Raw genomic sequence first — 16,539 nt, 5'->3', positions numbered from 1 at the left:
TACTGACGGCCCGTCACCCCGTCCGCCTCGCCGCCCGCACGTACGCACGGTCGACGCCCCCTCGACGGAGAGCGGCCGGCGTCGACTTCTGGCCAGATCACCCACAGACCCCGCGTTCTTTTTCAAATCAGGGGGAATGAGTCGCGTGAAGCGGGGCAGACGGCGTGTGTCATCAACAGCGACGACGAGTGGGGTGGACGGCATGACAGCCGTGACGGCAGGCGAGGCAACGGCCACGGCGCAGGGGACTCAGGCGGCGCACGAGACGGGGCTCCCTTTCATCGACGACCCGTCGCGCGTCAAGCCGAAGGACGCCCGGGAACTGTCCCGGCAGTTCTTCGACCGCTTGGCCGTGCTCGAAGAGGGCACGCACGAGTACCAGTACGCGCGCAACACCCTGATCGAGATGAACCTCTCGCTCGTCCGGTACGCGGCCTCGCGCTTCCGCGGCCGGGGGGACTCGATGGAGGACATCGTCCAGGTCGGCACCATAGGCCTCATCAAGGCCATCGACCGGTTCGAGCTGACCCGCGAGGTGGAGTTCACCTCCTTCGCCGTTCCGTACATCGTCGGCGAGATCAAGCGCTTCTTCCGTGACACGAGCTGGGCCGTCCATGTGCCGCGCCGGCTGCAGGAGGCCCGGGTCGAGCTGGCGAAGGCCACGGAGGAACTGCGGACCCGCCTGGGACGTACCCCCACGACCAGCGAGCTGTCACAGCTCATGTCGCTGCCCGAGGAGGAGGTCATCGAGGCCCGCAAGGCGGCGAACTGCTACAACTCCTCGTCGCTCGACGCGGCCCTGGCCCCCGACAACGGCTCGCACGGCGAGTCCGTCCTGGCCGACTTCATCGGGGAGGACGACCGCTCGCTGGAGCTCGTGGACGACCTGCACTCCCTGGCTCCCCTGATCGCGGAGCTCGACGAGCGCGAGCGCCTGATCATCCACCTGCGGTTCGTCGAGGAGCGCACCCAGGCGGAGATCGGCGAAATGATCGGCATCTCCCAGATGCACGTGTCGCGCCTGATCAGCCGCATCATCAAGCGCCTCCGCGCCGGTCTGCTCGACCCCGCGGTCGCCTGACGCCCCACCCCGCCTCGTCCGACCGGCCCCGCACCGGTGTCCGAGCCCGCGGTCGCGATCCCCGATTTCCACTCACCGGGACCGCGACGGCGGGCTCAGTCGTGGGCTGCGGCGGTTCACGGTGCATGGCTCGGCCCGACGCTGCGGGGCCCGCGACGGACGGGTCGGCCAGAAGATCCGTGGGCCGCGGACGTCCGGGATCCACGGCTCCACAGTGCGTCGGCGCCCGGGCCTTGAGCCGCCCTCACCGCGTTCCGGCTCGCACCGGCCAGGCAAGCCCTCACCCTCGGCATGTCCTCGGTTTGGCGATTTTGTCGCCACACTTTGTTCACACCCTGACCTACGGGTTAGCCTGCGGCGTATTTTCCAGTCGGCGGCCCCGTGGAGCGGGACACACCGACGAGGAATTGGTCCGGCAGTGGGCCTGATGTTCCGAGTCCCTCCACCGGGGACCCATGAGGCATGGAACGAGGGTACGCATGACCAGCCAGACGACCGACGCCGTCGACCGGACGCCGGGCGAGCAGGAGCTGAGGCAACTGCTGGCCGGCCTGACGGCGGTGCGGGACGGAGACTTCGGCACGCGACTGCCGGACGACGGGGACGGACTCCTGGGCGACATCGCCACCGTCTTCAACGGCATGGTCGACCAGTTGTCCGTGTTCACCTCCGAAGTCACCCGCGTGGCGCGAGAGGTGGGCACCGAGGGGACACTCGGCGGACAGGCGGAGGTACCGGGCGTCTCCGGGACCTGGGCCGATCTCACCGACTCGGTCAACGCCATGTCGGGCAACCTGACCACCCAGGTCCGTGACATCGCCCAGGTGGCGACCGCGGTGGCCAAGGGCGACCTGTCGCAGAAGATCGACGTACCGGCGCGGGGCGAGATCCTCCAGCTCAAGGAGACCGTCAACACGATGGTCGACCAGCTGTCGGCCTTCGCCGACGAGGTCACCCGCGTCGCCCGCGAGGTCGGCAGCGAGGGCCGGCTCGGCGGCCAGGCCCAGGTGCCCGGGGTCGGCGGCGTCTGGCGCGACCTCACCGACTCGGTCAACCTCATGGCGGGCAACCTCACCGCACAGGTCCGCAACGTCGCCCAGGTGACGACCGCGGTGGCCAAGGGCGACCTCTCACAGAAGATCACCGTGGACGCCCGCGGCGAGATCCTCGAACTCAAGAACACCATCAACACCATGGTCGACCAGCTGTCCGCCTTCGCCGACGAGGTCACCCGCGTCGCCCGCGAGGTCGGCACCGAGGGACGCCTCGGCGGACAGGCGGACGTCAAGGGCGTCAAGGGCACCTGGCGTGACCTCACCGACTCGGTGAACTTCATGGCGGGCAACCTCACCGCGCAGGTCCGCAACGTCGCCCAGGTGGCGACCGCGGTGGCCAGGGGCGACCTCTCCCAGAAGATCACCGTGGACGCCCGCGGCGAGATCCTCGCGCTCAAGGAAACCCTCAACACGATGGTCGACCAGCTGTCGGCCTTCGCCGACGAGGTCACCCGCGTCGCCCGCGAGGTCGGCACCGCCGGCAACCTGGGCGGCCAGGCCACCGTCCGGGGGGTCTCGGGAACGTGGAAGGACCTCACCGACAACGTCAACGTGATGGCGTCGAACCTGACCGGCCAGGTCCGCTCGATCGCCCAGGTCGCCACCGCCGTCGCCCGCGGCGACCTCTCCCAGAAGATCACCGTCGAGGCCAAGGGTGAGGTCGCCGCCCTGGCGGACGTCATCAACACGATGGTCGACACGCTGTCCGCCTTCGCCGACGAGGTCACCCGCGTCGCCCGCGAGGTCGGCACCGAGGGACGCCTCGGCGGACAGGCCCAGGTGCCCAACGTGGCGGGCACCTGGAAGGACCTCACCGACAACGTCAACTCCATGGCCAACAACCTCACCGGCCAGGTGCGCAACATCGCCCTGGTGACGACGGCGGTGGCCAAGGGCGACCTCTCCAAGAAGATCGACGTCGACGCCCGCGGCGAGATCCTCGAACTCAAGACGACCATCAACACGATGGTCGACCAGCTGTCCGCCTTCGCGGCCGAGGTCACCCGCGTCGCCCGCGAGGTCGGCAGCGAGGGCCGGCTCGGCGGACAGGCCGAGGTGGAGGGCGTCTCCGGGACCTGGAAGCGCCTGACGGAGAACGTCAACGAACTCGCGGGCAACCTGACGCGCCAGGTGCGCGCGATCGCCGAGGTCGCCAGCGCCGTCGCCGAGGGCGACCTGACCCGCTCGATCAACGTCGAGGCCTCCGGCGAGGTCGCCGAGCTCAAGGACAACATCAACTCCATGGTCGAGTCCCTGCGTGAGACCACGCGGGCCAACCAGGAACAGGACTGGCTCAAGACCAACCTCGCGCGGATCTCGGGCCTGATGCAGGGCCACCGTGACCTGCCCGTGGTCGCCGAGCTGATCATGGACGAACTCGCACCCCTGGTGGTGGCCCAGTACGGCGCGTTCTACCTCGCGGAGGACACCGGCAGCGGCGCCGAACTGCGGCTCGTCGGCTCCTACGGGTACCCCGACGAGGTCGGCCGGCCCGACCGCATCCCCTTCGGCCGCTCGTTGGTCGGCCAGGCCGCGCGCAGCCGTCGCGCCGTCACCGTGGACGAACTGCCGCCGGGATACGTGACCATCTCCTCGGGGCTCGGCCGGACGGTGCCGACCGCCCTCGTGGTGCTGCCCATCGTGGTCGAGGACCAGGTGCTCGGAGTCATCGAACTCGCTTCCATCACCCGCTTCACCCAGATCCACCACGACTTCCTGGGACAGCTGATGGAGACCATCGGCGTCAACGTCAACACCATCGTGGCCAACGCCCGGACCGACGAACTGCTCGACGAGTCCCAGCGTCTGACCGCCGAGCTGCAGGCCCGTTCCGAGGAGCTGCAGGTCCAGCAGGACGAACTGCAGCGCTCCAACGAGGAGCTGGAGGACAAGGCCTCCCTGCTGGCCGCGCAGAACAGTGACATCGAGGCCAAGAACCTGCAGATCGAGCAGGCACGGCAGGAGCTGGAGACCCGCGCCCAGCAACTGTCGCTGGCCTCCAAGTACAAGTCGGAGTTCCTGGCGAACATGAGCCACGAGCTGCGGACTCCGCTGAACAGCCTGCTGATCCTCGCCCAGCTCCTGGCCCAGAACCCGTCGCGCAACCTCACTCCGAAGCAGGTCGAGTACGCGGGCATCATCCATTCCGCCGGGTCGGACCTGCTCCAGCTGATCAACGACATCCTCGACCTCTCGAAGGTCGAGGCCGGCAAGATGGACGTCAGCCCCGAGGTCGTCCCGCTGCGCCAGTTGCTGGAGTACGTCGAGGCCACCTTCAGGCCGATGACGACGCAGAAGAGCCTGGACTTCACCGTGCGTACCGCACCGGGGGCGCCCGCCGACCTGCTCACCGACGACTCCCGGCTGCGCCAGGTCCTGCGCAACCTGCTGTCGAACGCGGTCAAGTTCACCGAACACGGCGGCGTCGAGCTGCGGATCGAACCGGCGGCCGACCACGAGGTGCCCGCCGGTGTGTTCCGGGGCGGCACCATCGTCGCCTTCCGGGTGCAGGACACGGGGATCGGAATCCCCGAGCAGCATCTGGAGACGATCTTCGGTGCCTTCCAGCAGGCGGACGGGACGACGAGCCGCAAGTACGGCGGCACCGGTCTGGGTCTGTCCATCACCCGGGAGATCGCCCACCTGCTCGGCGGTGCCGTCACCGTCGACAGCACGCCAGGACAGGGCAGTACGTTCACGTTGTTCCTGCCGGTGGCACGCCCCGACTTCGAGAACCTCGTGATCAGTCCCCGGCTCCTCGAGCAGTCGCCGGGAGCGGTGGTTCCGAACGAGGACTCGGCGGCACATGCCGCGCCCTCCGGTCCGGCTGCCCCGGCCAGGCACCCCAGGCGTCGCCTCCTGGTCGTCGAGGAGCGTCAGCGCGGGCTGCTGACGCTCGTCGCCGAAAGCGCGGTGTCGGACGTCACCCGCGGCCAGGACGCCGGTGATCCGCGTGGCACGGTCGACATCGTCACCGCCGCGGGAGCCCCCGAGGCGGCGAGCGCGCTGGCAGCCGGAGCGTGCCACTGTGTCGTTCTCGAACTCGGGATGCCCGGCGGCGAGGCGCCCCGGTTCCTCGACGCGATGCAGGGTGACTCGGCGCTCGCGAACGTCCCCGTGCTCGTCCACAGCGGTCACCGCGCGGACCTGGCGCAGGAACAGGCGCTGCAGGCCCGCTCCGGCACGCGTGCCCTGGAGTTCCTGTCCAGCCTGGACGAACTGCGGGAGCGCATCGCCCTGCACCTCTCCGCCGAGGAGCTCGGGGACGTGCCGTCCCTGGCCCGCGCGGAGGAGCCGCAGTCCGAGACGCCCAGGCCCGTCGAGGACGCCTTCCTCGGCCGTACGGTCCTGGTGGTCGACGACGACGCGCGCAACCTCTTCGCGCTGAGCGGGATCCTGGAGCTCCAGGGATTCCACGTCCTGCACGCGGACAACGGCCGCAAGGGCATCGAGGCGCTGGTCAACAACCCCGACATCGCGCTCGTCCTGATGGACGTGATGATGCCGGAGATGGACGGCTACGCCGCCACGGCGGAGATCCGGAAGATGCCCCAGTACGCGGAACTTCCCATCATCGCGGTCACGGCGAAGGCGATGCCCGGCGACCGGGAGAAGAGTCTCGCCTCCGGGGCCAGTGACTACGTGACCAAGCCGGTCGACACCGACGACCTGATCGCCTGCGTCCGCCGCTGGCTGCCCGCGTGAGTGACGGCACCCGGCCGGCGATCACCGTACGCCGGCCGGGTGCCGTCTCCGCGCCCCGCCCCCATGGGCATCCCAGCCGAGGAGCATTGGCATCGTGAGCCTTTCCGAACAGCGCCCCGATCCGGCCGACGACGCGTCGACGCCCGGATCCGAAACTCCCGCCCAGCCACCGTTCGCACAGTCATCGCCCGCACAGTCGTCACCCGCACAGCCTGCGAGCGCCGAACCGGTCGACACCGCCGACACGGACGACGTACCGGAGGACGAGCAGACCGCGCTCACCACCACCTATCCGGTGGGGAAGCTGGCCGCCACGGTCGAGCGCCTGCGCCACGAGGTGCGAGCGGCCCAGGCCGAGGCCGACGGGCGTGCCCTGATCGAACTCGCCAAGGGCATCCTGGTCGAGCGGCTGGGGTGCGGGCCCGCCCAGGCCGCCCGCCAGCTCGCCGAACTGGCCGAACAGGCAAGGGTGTCGCCGCTCGAACTCGCCGTCGACGTCATCAACCAGTCCGCCCGTGACCGGCTGTCCGACGTGGCCGGCGCCTTCCTGGCCGGCGCGAGGGACGGCGACGCCCCGGCGGGCGAGCCCGTGGAGAGGGCCCCCTCCCCCGCCGTACGGCTGCGGGAGGCCGAGAGCGGGGCACTGGCGGCACCCGACACACAGGCGGTCGCCGACTCCCTGCTCCACCACGCGCTGCACCCGCTCGGCGCGGTGGCCGTGGCCATCTGGACTGCGCGGCCCGACGGTTCCCTCACCCTGGCGGGCAGCGCCGGCTTCTCACCGGCGGAGGCCGGGCGCTGGCACTATGTGCCCCCCGGGGTCGTGACGGTGGCCCGCACGAGCCTGACCGAGCGCGCGGGGCAGTGGATCGGATCCCTCTCCGAGACCGGCCTGCCCTCCATCGGCCAGCACCACTTCCCCGACGGGGGAAGGGCCGCGCTTCCCGCCGGTACCGGAGGCCGCGTCCACGGAGTCCTCGAAGTCGTCTGGGCCTCTCCCCTGGCACCCCAGTCTCCTCAGGTGGTCCGCCAGGTCGAGGCGCTGGCGGAACTGTGCGCCCACACCCTGGAGACGTACGCATTCGTCAACGGCGGCGACACCGTCAGCGAACCCCGGGTCCTCCCGGACGCCACCGAACTGGTGGACCTGGCCGACGGGCTGCACGACCCGGCGCTGGTCCTCGTCCCGTACGTCGACGACGACGGGCATCTCGTGGACTTCCACATCCATCACGTCAACAGCCGTTTCCTCGATCCGGCCGGCCGGCCGCGCGGCCTCATCCACGGCGCCCTGTTGCTGGAGGCCTACCCGATGGCCGCCGGGGAGAGCGAGCTGTTCCAGCGGATCGAACGCGTCTACGCCACCGGGGAGCCGTTCCGCGCGCGGCGTATGAACCTCATGGCCCTCGTCGACCAGGTGCCGCTGTCGTCCGTGGCCGACATCAGCATCAGCCGCCACGGCAACAGTGTGCTGCTCATCTGGCGCATCGAGGACGAGACGGCACGGCTCGCGAGCCTGCTGCAGCACGCACAGCGGCTGGGCCGCATCGGCGGTTTCGAGGAGAACCTGCTCACGGGTGAGATCACCTGGAACGGCCAGCTCTTCAGCCTGTACGGCAGGTCGCCGTCGAGTACGCCGGTGCCGCTGGAGGAACTGGCCCTGCACGCGCACCCCGACGACGCCGTCGCCATCGGCCGTTTCCTGCGCACGCTGCTCCACCACCGGCGGCCCGCGTCCGCGGCGTTCCGGCTCCAGCGTCCCGACGACGTGACCCGCCACATCCGCGTGGTGGCGGAGCCGGTGCTCGACGCCGACGGCCGGACCTTCGTCGTGCGCGGGGCGTACCAGGACATCTCGGCCCAGCACTGGACGGAGGTCGCGCTGGCCGCCACGCGCGACCAGCTCGCGCACAGCGAGCAGCAGGCGACCGAACGCAACCGCCTGACGCTGCAGTTGCAGCACGCGATCATGCCCCCGACCCAGGCCCCGCTGCAGGCTCCGCGGCTCGACGTGGCCGTCCGCTACCGGCCCGCCGAGACCGAACAGCTGGTGGGCGGCGACTGGTACGACGCGGTCGTCCTGCCGTCGGGGATGGTGCTCCTGTGTGTGGGTGACGTGGCCGGTCACGGCATAGAGGCGGCGACGAGCATGGTCGTGCTGCGGAACGCGCTGCGGGGGCTGGCCGTGACGGGCGCGGGCCCCGGCCAGCTGCTGTCCTGGCTTAACAGCGTGGCGCACCACCTGACGGGGTCCATCACCGCCACGGCGGTCTGCGGCCTCTACGACCCGAGCCGCCGTACGCTGCGCTGGGCCAGGGCGGGCCATCTGCCGCCCGTGCTGGTGCGCGACGCGGAGGCCGTGTCCCTGCCCCTCGTCAAGGGCCTGCTGCTGGGCGCCGTACCCGAGGTGACGTACGACGAGGAGGAAGTACAACTGGCGGTCGACGACACGCTGTTGATGTACACGGACGGCCTGATCGAGCGTCGGGACCGCTCGATGGAGGAATCCATGACGCAGCTGCTGACCACGGTCCGTACGGCGCCGTGCACGCTCGACCAGCAGCTCGACCGGCTCCTCACGTACAGCAGGTCGGACACCGACGACGACACCTGCATCGTCGGGATCCGCGTGTCGTAGCCCCTGCCCGCACCGGTGCACGCGGCCGGGCCGCGGCCCGCGTGGCCGACGTGCCGGTCTCGTGTGCGTCCGCGGGAAACTCCCCCGCATACGCAGCCGATGCGGGGGTAGACGCGCGGGCATGTGCGACGAGAGACACAGACCCCCGGGCGAGGGGCCACACGTGGACGGCGTGGTGCGTCACGCGCGTGTCCGCCCTCCGCCCGAGGTGTCCGACGTGTGCCGGGAGCATGCGCGGACGAGAGCTTGATCACGTCGCGCAGGCCGGTACCGACGGCATCGAATCCGCGTGCGGGGGTAGCCAGCCCAAGCCGTCAACACCTGTGGGAGGTACCTGTGTCCATAGCCCAGAACCCGTTGTCCGTCGAGGTCACTCTGCCGCGCGAGGGAGTCGTCCTGCTCACGGTCGAGGGCCACTTGGACATCGACACCGCGACGGGACTGCAGCATCACCTGGCGAACCAGTTCCAGCACGGCCGTCGCCACTTCCTGCTGGACCTCGCGTCGGTTCCCTTCATGGACTCGTCCGGTATGAACATCATCATCCGGGCGTACCAGCAGACCCGCGAATCCGGGGGAAGCGTGCACATCGTCTCGCCGGCTCCGGCCGTGCGACGGGTCCTCGACCTCACGGGTGTGAGCATCACCGTCCCCATCTCGGACAGTGTCGAGGACGCACTCGCCCTCGTGGAGAAGCAGCAGGGCGAGCCCAGCGCCTGAACCACGCTTCCGCGCGCTCCGCCGCCAGAGGGACGGCGGAGCGCAGTCACGTACAACAGTTGCCGTTCGACAACAATGGACCGAAACAAGAAACAGTGGGTCGAAGCGAGAAGGTGAGCGGCGCGCGGGCGCGGGAGGGATCCGGGATGCAACGGTCGACCGGGACCCGCCCCCGCACGGAGCGCCTCCTGTGCGGGTTCCCGCACCTGCCGGTGCCCCGGGGCGGTCGGCGGGACGGTCAGGCCGTCCTGACGTCGGCGGCGGCGTCGTCGTGGATCTCCTGCGCCGCGGCGGCGCAGAACGCCATCAGGCCCTGCAGCAGCTGGGTCCGTCGTACCGCCGGCATCTGCTCCAGCACGGACTGCAGCGCCCGCTCGCGGCGCGAGCGCAGGTCGGTCAGGAACGCACGCCCCCGGCGGCTGAGGTACAGCCGCAGTTCGCGGCGGCTGGTCGCGCCTGGCCTGCGTTCGACGAACCCCACGGCCTGGAGGCGGTCGCACAGCCGGCTGGTCGACGGGGGCGTGGACCCCAGGGCGTCCGCGAGCGTGCGCAGGTTGATGCCCTCGTTGTGCTCAAGGATGAACAGCACGCGCAGCTGGGACGCCGAGACGGGCGCTGTCGAGGCGCGCCCCCACAGGACCTCGAGCAGCTCCGCCGCTTCGGAGGTCACTCGCGCCACCTCATGGGGCTGCGGGCGCGCGGAGGAGGAAGTCACGGTGACACTCTTCCAGGCTTCACGAACGCTGTCAGCCCGCCGCTTCGGACCGCACGCGCTCCCCACCTGCACGGGCAGGCACAGGCCCTCGCCGTCGCGTACACGACGGCGCGAACACGAGACCACCGACGCGGAGAGAACGGCGTGTCCGACATCGTGAACAGATTCGTGGCAGCCGAGCGCGCACTGCGCTCCGCGGCTCCGCACCAGTTGCTGGACGCGGTCCGGGAGGTGCTGTGCGGCCGCTACGCGGCGCAGGAGGTCGAACTCTTCATGGCCGACTACGGACTGACCGTGCTGCAGCCCGTGTCCGCGCCGCCCCACACACTGGCCCCCCTGTCCGTGCACACCGGTCCCGCCGGCCGGGCCTTCGGGGCCCAGGAGCCCGTCACCGAGGAGTGCGCGGGCGGCGCGGCGCGCGTCCACCTGCCCGTGACCGTGCGCGGCGACAGGCTGGGGGTCCTGTCCGTCACCCTGCCCTCCGCGGACACGGCCGCCGGGTGTGCGGCCGAACTGGGGGAGGTGGCGGAGGCCCTGGGCCACGAGGTGGTCGTCGCCGAGCGTGACACCGACCTGTACCTCCAGGCGCGGCGCAAGGACCGGCTCACGCTCGCGGCGGAGATGCAGTGGCAGCTGCTGCCGGCGCGCTCCTGCGCCGGTCCCGAGTACGCGCTGGGCGCCCAACTGCAGCCCGCCTACGCCGTCTTCGGCGACAACTTCGACTGGTGCGCCACCGCCGACCACCTGATGCTGTACGTCACCAACGGCATGGGCGAAGGCATCGAGGCCTCGCTGCTGACCAGCCTGGGCATCAACGCGCTGCGCAACGCACGCAGGGCGGGCATCCCCATCGCGGACCAGGCGGCCCTGGCCGACCAGGCGATCCACGCCCACTACCGCGGTGACGCGTATCTGTCCGTGCTGCTGCTGGACCTCGAGCTGTCCACCGGCCGCCTGCAGGTCGTCGACGCCGGTTCACCGCAGATGCTGCGCCTGCGCGACAGGACTGTCACGGCCGTCGACTTCGACGCGCAGCTTCCGCTGGGCATGTTCGAGGAATCCGACTACGTCGCCCAGGAGTTCACCATCGAGCCCGGCGACCGGCTCGTTTTCGTCAGCGACGGGGTCCACGCGGTCGCGGGGCCGGGCGGCGAGAGGTACGGCGACCGCGCGCTGGCCCGGGCCATCTCGTCGACGAGCCTGGTGCCGCCGGCCGAGGTCCCCGGGGCGGTCCTGAGGGAACTCACCGGTCACCGCGGGGGGCCCGAGCCGGACGACGACGCGCTGGTCGTCTGTCTCGACTGGTACGGAGGGCAGCCGGAGCCCTAGGCCGGCGTCGGCCCGAACCTCCGAAGCCGGACGAGGTGTTGTGCCGGGTGGGGCCGCAGCTACAGTTGTCGTCCGGCAATGGTTTCATCGCCGTCTCGTTGCTTCCAGCGAGGTCGAAGCGATCCGAAGCAGTGAGGAGTCAGACAAGGTGCCGGAGCACGAAACGGCAGGACAGCACGGATCGCCCGCGCAGGAGGTCGGGGACTTCCTACGGCGTCGACGTGAGCAGATCGCCCAGCGGTGGGCCGACGCGCCGCTGTTCCGCTCGGTGTTCACCGTCTCCAGGGACGAGGCGGTGGAAGCGGGCAAGGCGGTGATCGAGGCGCTGGCCGCGGTGGCCGCGGCCGGACGTGTCGAGGACACCGAGGCGGCCGGTTTCACCGTGGTGCGCGAGCAGCTGACGAGGACGGCGGCCGCGCGGTCACGCGCCGGCGCCGGCCCCGCCCAGGTGTCCAACGAGGTGGACGCCCTGCGGCCGCCCGCCGTGGAACTCCTCGTGGCCGACCTGCCGCAGGCGCCGGCCGAGTACGTACGGGAGTGCGCCACCGCGCTGACCGCCCTGATGGGCACCCTGCGCCTGGTCGTCATGGAGTCGGCGCTGAACGAGGGCCGGGCCCTCATCGACCGGCAGCGGATGGAGCTGCTGGAGGTCGCCACCCCCGTCATCAAACTCTGGGACGGCATCGTGGCCGTGCCGCTGATCGGCATGCTCGACAGCGCCCGCAGCCAGGTCGTGATGGAGACGCTCCTCGACTCCGTCGTCGAGCACCACGCCCGGTTCGCGATCCTGGACATCACCGGCGTGCAGACCGTCGACTCGCTCGTGGCACAGCACCTGATGAAGACGGTCGCGGCCGCGCGGCTGATGGGAGCGGAGTGCGTCGTCTCCGGCATCCGGCCGGCCATCGCGCAGACCATCGTCCACCTCGGGCTCGACCTGGGCACGGTGATCACCCGTGCGAGCCTCGCCGACGCGTTGGCGTACGCCCTCGACAAGCAGGGCACCGACATCGTGAACCCGGCGCCCTACGGTGCGGGGACGCGGTGACGGACGCGCACTCCAGCCCTCCCTGGGGACACGTCCCGGTTCTCCGGCTCGGCGACGTCCTTCTGGTCACCCTCCAGGGCGATCTGCACGACAGTACGGCGGAGCAGCTCCAGCAGGAGATCAGCGAGACCATCGCGCGCAGCTCGGCGACCGGAGTGATCATCGACATCTCCGGTGTGGAGATCGTCGACTCCTTCCTGGGGCGTGTCCTGGCGGAGATCGCGGCGAAGGCCCGGCTCCTCGCGGCACGGACGGTCGTGGCGGGCATGCGGCCCGCGGTGGCGATCACCCTGGTGGAGCTGGGACTGACGCTGCCCGGCCTGCTGACCGCGCTCAGCACCGAGGAGGCCCTGAGCCTCCTGGCCAAGGAAACGTCGACATCCCGTCCCAGCGGCACACGCCAGGAGAGTCCGTGATGCAGACAGCCGGCTGTGTCGACGCCTGCTTGCCGATCCACTCGGACATGGATCTGGTGTGGGTACGGCAGCACGTGCGGCAGAGTGCCGCTCAGCTCGGTTTCGGCTTGGTGGAGCAGACCAAGCTGGTCACCGCGGCGAGCGAGCTGGCCCGCAACACCCTGGTGCACGGCGGAGGCGGACAGGTGGAGGCCACCTGTCTGACGAACGGCCATGTCCAGGGGCTCCGCCTCGTCTTCTCCGACGAGGGCCCCGGCATCCCGGACCTCGACCGGGCCCTCACCGACGGCTTCACGTCCGGCGACGGCCTCGGGATGGGCCTGGGCGGTGCCCGGCGCCTGGTGCACGAGTTCGCGGTCGACAGCAGCCCCTCAGCGGGCACCAAGGTCACCGTGACGTCCTGGGCCCGGCGTCCGCCGCGCCCGCGTGAGGAGATGTGATGCCGCGGGTCTGGGACGTCCCGGTGCACGACTCGACGCGCGTGCGCGACGCCAGGGTCGCGGCGGAGCTCGCGGCCGGCCTCGCCGGTCTCGACGGCAGGCGCACCGCCGCGGCCGCCCTCGTGGCGACCGAGCTCGCCACGAACCTGCTCAAGCACGGGCGCGGAGGCCAGTTGCTCATAGAGAACGTGGCTCCGGCGACGGGGCCGGGCGTGCCCGGCGGCATGTCCGTCGTGCAGATCGCCGCGATCGACCACGGCCCCGGCATGGCCGACGTACCGGCAGCGCTGCGGGACGGCTTCTCCACGGCGTCCTCGCTCGGCGCCGGGCTCGGAGCGTGCCGGCGCGTCACCGACGACTTCGAGCTGCACAGCGTGCCGGGCCGGGGCACGGTCGCGCTGGCCAGGGTCGGTGCCGCCCGCACCGGTGGCACCGCGGACACTTCGCTGCCGGCCGCCGCCGCGGTACGGGCGGGTGGCGTGAACGTTCCCTTCGCCGGCGCCGAGTACTCGGGGGACGCCTGGGCGTGGGTCCGGGACGGCCGCCGCACCACCCTCATGCTGGCCGACGGGCTGGGCCACGGCCCCGAGGCCGCGTTCGCCTCGTCGGCGGCGGTCGAGGCGCTGCACCGCTCGGGCCACCTGCCGCCTGCGGAGATGCTCCGGCACCTCGACACGGCGCTCCGGTCGACCCGGGGCGCCGCGGTCGCCGTGGCCCAACTCGACGCCGACACGGGGCGACTGCACTTCTCCGGTGTCGGCAACATCGGTGCCCGGCTGCGCACGGGTGACGGCTGGCGGCCACTGCTGTCCCGTCCCGGCATCGTCGGAGCCCACCGGCCCCACACCCTCCCCGAACAGCAGGTGCCGTGGGGCGCCGACTGCCTGCTGGTCCTGCACACCGACGGCCTGCCCAGCCGGTGGGCCTCGCCCTCCGACGCGCGCCTCTCGTCCTTCGACCCTGCCGTGATCGCCGCCGTGACGGTGCGCGAGGCGAGCAGCTCCGCTCGGCCGGTAAGGGACGACACCGCCGTCGCCGTGCTGGCCCCCACCCGGCCGGACCGCACCCCATGACTCGTACCTGGCACATCACCACCGTCACCGACGCCGCACGGGCCCGAATCGACACGGCACGCCTGGCCGCCGCGTACGGCGTGCCCGGCATGGAGCGGACCCGTCTGACGGCCGCCCTCAGCGCGCACCTGCGGCAGTGCCTCACCAAGGGCGGCACGTGGCGGCTCGACCTGGCGGCGGCCACGACGCCGCAGGACGGCCGGCTGCGGGCCGAGGTGACCTCGTGCGACGACACGGGCACCGAGGCGCGGACACCGTGGCACATGACGGTCGCCTGCGCCGAGGGCGTGGAGCCGACGGACCTCGCCGGGCTCGTGGCGGACGACCCCGAGACACTGGCCGGGGCACTGCTGGGCGCCGACGAGGACACGGCCCTCGTCCTGCGGAAGCTCGGCGAGCAGGAGGACCTGGTCGCCTTCCACCGTGAGGAGCTCCACCAGACCAATCAGGGCGTGCTCGCCCTGCACGCCGAACTGGACGCGGCCGGCCGCACCCAGCGCGACCTGTTCGCGGCCGAGCGCACAGCGCGTACGGAAGCGGAGAACGCCCGGCGCAGGCTGACGTTCCTCGCCGATGCCAGTGCCGTGCTGACCGCTTCGCTCAACCACGACGAGATCGTCCGCCGTCTGCAGAGCCTCCTGGTTCCCGAGTACGCCCGCAGCGTCGACGTGTGGCTCTTCGACGGTGAGGACGACGAGCGGGTGCACACGCCTCGTCCCGCCGCTGCGGTCGTCGCGGCCCGCAGCGGGCGACCGCAGTACGCCGCGGACCATCCGGGCGGTCTGTCCGGCGTCGACGACCAGCCCCCGTCCGCGCTGCATCCCGCGGTGCCCCTGCTGTGTATTCCGCTGCCGACGCGACGGTCACCCCTGGGGGTGCTGATCCTCTCCCCGCCGGGTGAGCGGTGGGACGCCGACGACGCCGTCATGCTGATCGAACTCACCCGCCGTGCCAGCACCGCGATGGACAACGCCCGCCGCTACGAGCACAACCGGGACATCGCCGAGACCCTGCAGAGAGCCCTGCTCACGGACCTGCCCCCCACCCCTGGACTGCGTCTGGCCGCCCGGTACCTGCCGGCCACCCACGGTCTGAACATCGGCGGTGACTGGTACGACGCCTTCCGTCAGCCCGACGGCAGCCTGATCACCGTCATCGGCGACGTGACGGGACACGGGCTGCACGCCGCCGTCATGATGAGCCAGCTGCGCACGGCGCTGCGCGCGTACGCCGTCGACGGAGGCTCTCCCGGCCAGCTCCTCACCCGCCTGCACATCTTCCTGCACCACCTGCAGCCCGACCTGTACGCCACGGCCGTGATCGCACGCTTCCACCCCGAGGACCCGACCCTCACCTGGGCCGCCGCGGGCCACCCGCCGCCCGTGCTGCGTACCCCCGACGGGCAGGTGCACACGCTCGACGCCAAGCCCGGGGCGATGCTGGGCATCCCGCTGAAGCAGGAGATCCACGACCACACCGTGACCCTCACGCCCGGTTCGACCCTGGCCCTCTACACGGACGGTCTGGTGGAACGGCGTGCGCAGGGCATAGACCCGGGCATCGAGCGTCTGGCCACGGCGCTGGGAACCTTCCGGTCGGCCGACCTCGACGGGGACCTGGACGGCTCCGCCGACAGCCTCCTGCATCCGCTGCTGAGCGACTCCGAGCGGGACGACGACGTGTGTCTCCTGCTGTGTCATCTGCACAGCAGGGCGGCGGAGATGGCCCGGCCCTCCCCCACCGGGCTGTCCTCCTGACAGTGCCTCGGCCGCCGGTCACCGCTGTTCCCCGGGCCGGGTGTCCTGCCCCTGCGTGGCCGGCTCCGCCCGCAGGAGGGAATGGGCCTGGTGGAAGGCGCGCAGCCCCCGCTGCATCGAGGCACGTTCCTCGGGTGTCATCGCGTCGAACACGACAGCGAGGCATACGGACCGGCGCTCGGTGACGTCCGCCAGGAGGCGGCGTCCCTGCGGGGTGACCACCAGCTGTACCTCACGTCGGTTGTGCGGCTGAACGGTCCGTTGCAGCAGGCCGGCGGTCTCCAGCCGCCCGCACAGCCGGCTCGCGGTGGGCAGCGCTATGCCCAGGTGCTCGGCCAGTGCGGTCAGGTTGAGCTCCGGCCGGCGGCGGACCGTCTGCAGTGCGAGCAGCTGCCGCATGGACAGGCTGGGGGTGACGTCCTCGGCCGCGTCGAACCACAGCGCGACCAGGGTCTCCACCGTGTCGAGTACCTGATCGGCGAGCGGGTCGGGCCGGTGACCCGGGCCTTGTCCGCAGCTCACGGCGCGGTCAGTATCCACGAGCCCTGTCGCGCTCCTGCCG

At 71.2% G+C, this 16,539-nt stretch carries 12 protein-coding genes; 10 read left to right on the top strand and 2 right to left on the bottom strand.

Annotation, left to right across the window (positions count from 1 at the left end):
- The first annotated feature begins 202 nt into the window (after nt 1-202).
- The 4 genes from O1Q96_RS19370 to O1Q96_RS19355 all read left to right on the top strand — a co-directional run bounded on the left by O1Q96_RS19370 (nt 203) and on the right by O1Q96_RS19355 (nt 9,199).
- Nucleotides 203-1,081 carry an RNA polymerase sigma factor SigF gene (locus O1Q96_RS19370; RefSeq protein WP_269249390.1) on the top strand — a complete coding sequence of 293 codons (879 nt, stop codon included), beginning with the start codon at nt 203-205 and terminating at the stop codon, nt 1,079-1,081.
- A gap of 479 nt (nt 1,082-1,560) precedes the next feature.
- Nucleotides 1,561-5,841: a HAMP domain-containing protein gene (locus O1Q96_RS19365; RefSeq protein ID WP_269249389.1), complete on the top strand. Its 4,281-nt coding sequence runs from the start codon at nt 1,561-1,563 to the stop codon at nt 5,839-5,841.
- Between the two features lie 94 nt (nt 5,842-5,935).
- Nucleotides 5,936-8,479 (top strand): SpoIIE family protein phosphatase, encoded by a 2,544-nt coding sequence (locus O1Q96_RS19360; RefSeq protein ID WP_269249388.1) that lies wholly within the window; start codon nt 5,936-5,938, stop codon nt 8,477-8,479.
- A gap of 336 nt (nt 8,480-8,815) precedes the next feature.
- Entirely contained in the window at nt 8,816-9,199 is a 384-nt protein-coding gene (locus tag O1Q96_RS19355; RefSeq protein ID WP_269249387.1) for an STAS domain-containing protein, read from the top strand.
- Nucleotides 9,200-9,437: 238 nt separating this feature from the next.
- Here O1Q96_RS19355 and O1Q96_RS19350 read toward each other — a convergent pair whose 3' ends face one another.
- Nucleotides 9,438-9,869 carry a MarR family transcriptional regulator gene (locus O1Q96_RS19350; protein WP_269249386.1) on the bottom strand — a complete coding sequence of 144 codons (432 nt, stop codon included), beginning with the start codon at nt 9,867-9,869 and terminating at the stop codon, nt 9,438-9,440.
- A gap of 201 nt (nt 9,870-10,070) precedes the next feature.
- Here O1Q96_RS19350 and O1Q96_RS19345 point away from each other — a divergent pair, with 201 nt between their 5' ends.
- From O1Q96_RS19345 to O1Q96_RS19320, 6 genes are all read left to right on the top strand, one after another.
- A complete protein-coding gene (locus O1Q96_RS19345) occupies nt 10,071-11,243 on the top strand; it encodes a PP2C family protein-serine/threonine phosphatase (protein WP_269253650.1) in 1,173 nt (390 codons plus the stop codon).
- Between the two features lie 148 nt (nt 11,244-11,391).
- Entirely contained in the window at nt 11,392-12,291 is a 900-nt protein-coding gene (locus tag O1Q96_RS19340; RefSeq protein ID WP_269249385.1) for an STAS domain-containing protein, read from the top strand.
- Nucleotides 12,288-12,707 (top strand): STAS domain-containing protein, encoded by a 420-nt coding sequence (locus tag O1Q96_RS19335; RefSeq protein ID WP_269249384.1) that lies wholly within the window; start codon nt 12,288-12,290, stop codon nt 12,705-12,707. Before O1Q96_RS19340 ends, O1Q96_RS19335 begins: the two co-directional genes overlap by 4 nt.
- A complete protein-coding gene (locus tag O1Q96_RS19330) occupies nt 12,707-13,147 on the top strand; it encodes an anti-sigma regulatory factor (RefSeq protein ID WP_269253649.1) in 441 nt (146 codons plus the stop codon). Before O1Q96_RS19335 ends, O1Q96_RS19330 begins: the two co-directional genes overlap by 1 nt.
- Complete coding sequence (locus O1Q96_RS19325; protein WP_269249383.1) at nt 13,147-14,220, top strand: ATP-binding SpoIIE family protein phosphatase; 1,074 nt, start codon at nt 13,147-13,149, stop codon at nt 14,218-14,220. The genes O1Q96_RS19330 and O1Q96_RS19325 overlap by 1 nt, the downstream gene beginning before the upstream one ends.
- Nucleotides 14,217-15,977 (top strand): PP2C family protein-serine/threonine phosphatase, encoded by a 1,761-nt coding sequence (locus O1Q96_RS19320; RefSeq protein ID WP_269249382.1) that lies wholly within the window; start codon nt 14,217-14,219, stop codon nt 15,975-15,977. Before O1Q96_RS19325 ends, O1Q96_RS19320 begins: the two co-directional genes overlap by 4 nt.
- A gap of 18 nt (nt 15,978-15,995) precedes the next feature.
- Here the strand turns inward: O1Q96_RS19320 and O1Q96_RS19315 are convergent, their stop codons facing one another.
- Nucleotides 15,996-16,499, bottom strand: a complete 504-nt coding sequence (locus O1Q96_RS19315) for a MarR family winged helix-turn-helix transcriptional regulator (protein ID WP_269249381.1) — start codon at nt 16,497-16,499, stop codon at nt 15,996-15,998.
- Between the last annotated feature and the right edge of the window lie 40 nt (nt 16,500-16,539).

This window comes from Streptomyces aurantiacus (genome assembly GCF_027107535.1).
Lineage (GTDB): Bacteria > Actinomycetota > Actinomycetes > Streptomycetales > Streptomycetaceae > Streptomyces.
The sequence above is the reverse complement of the archived record's forward strand: the minus strand, read 5'-3'. Positions and strand labels throughout refer to the sequence as shown.

Excerpts from the sequence above, each read along its gene's own strand:
- O1Q96_RS19330 (WP_269253649.1), top strand. The coding sequence starts at position 12,707 with ATGCAGACAGCCGGCTGTGTCGACGCCTGCTTGCCGATCCACTCGGAC.
- O1Q96_RS19365 (WP_269249389.1), top strand. The coding sequence starts at position 1,561 with ATGACCAGCCAGACGACCGACGCCGTCGACCGGACGCCGGGCGAGCAG.
- O1Q96_RS19370 (WP_269249390.1), top strand. The coding sequence starts at position 203 with ATGACAGCCGTGACGGCAGGCGAGGCAACGGCCACGGCGCAGGGGACT.
- O1Q96_RS19325 (WP_269249383.1), top strand. The coding sequence starts at position 13,147 with ATGCCGCGGGTCTGGGACGTCCCGGTGCACGACTCGACGCGCGTGCGC.
- O1Q96_RS19320 (WP_269249382.1), top strand. The coding sequence starts at position 14,217 with ATGACTCGTACCTGGCACATCACCACCGTCACCGACGCCGCACGGGCC.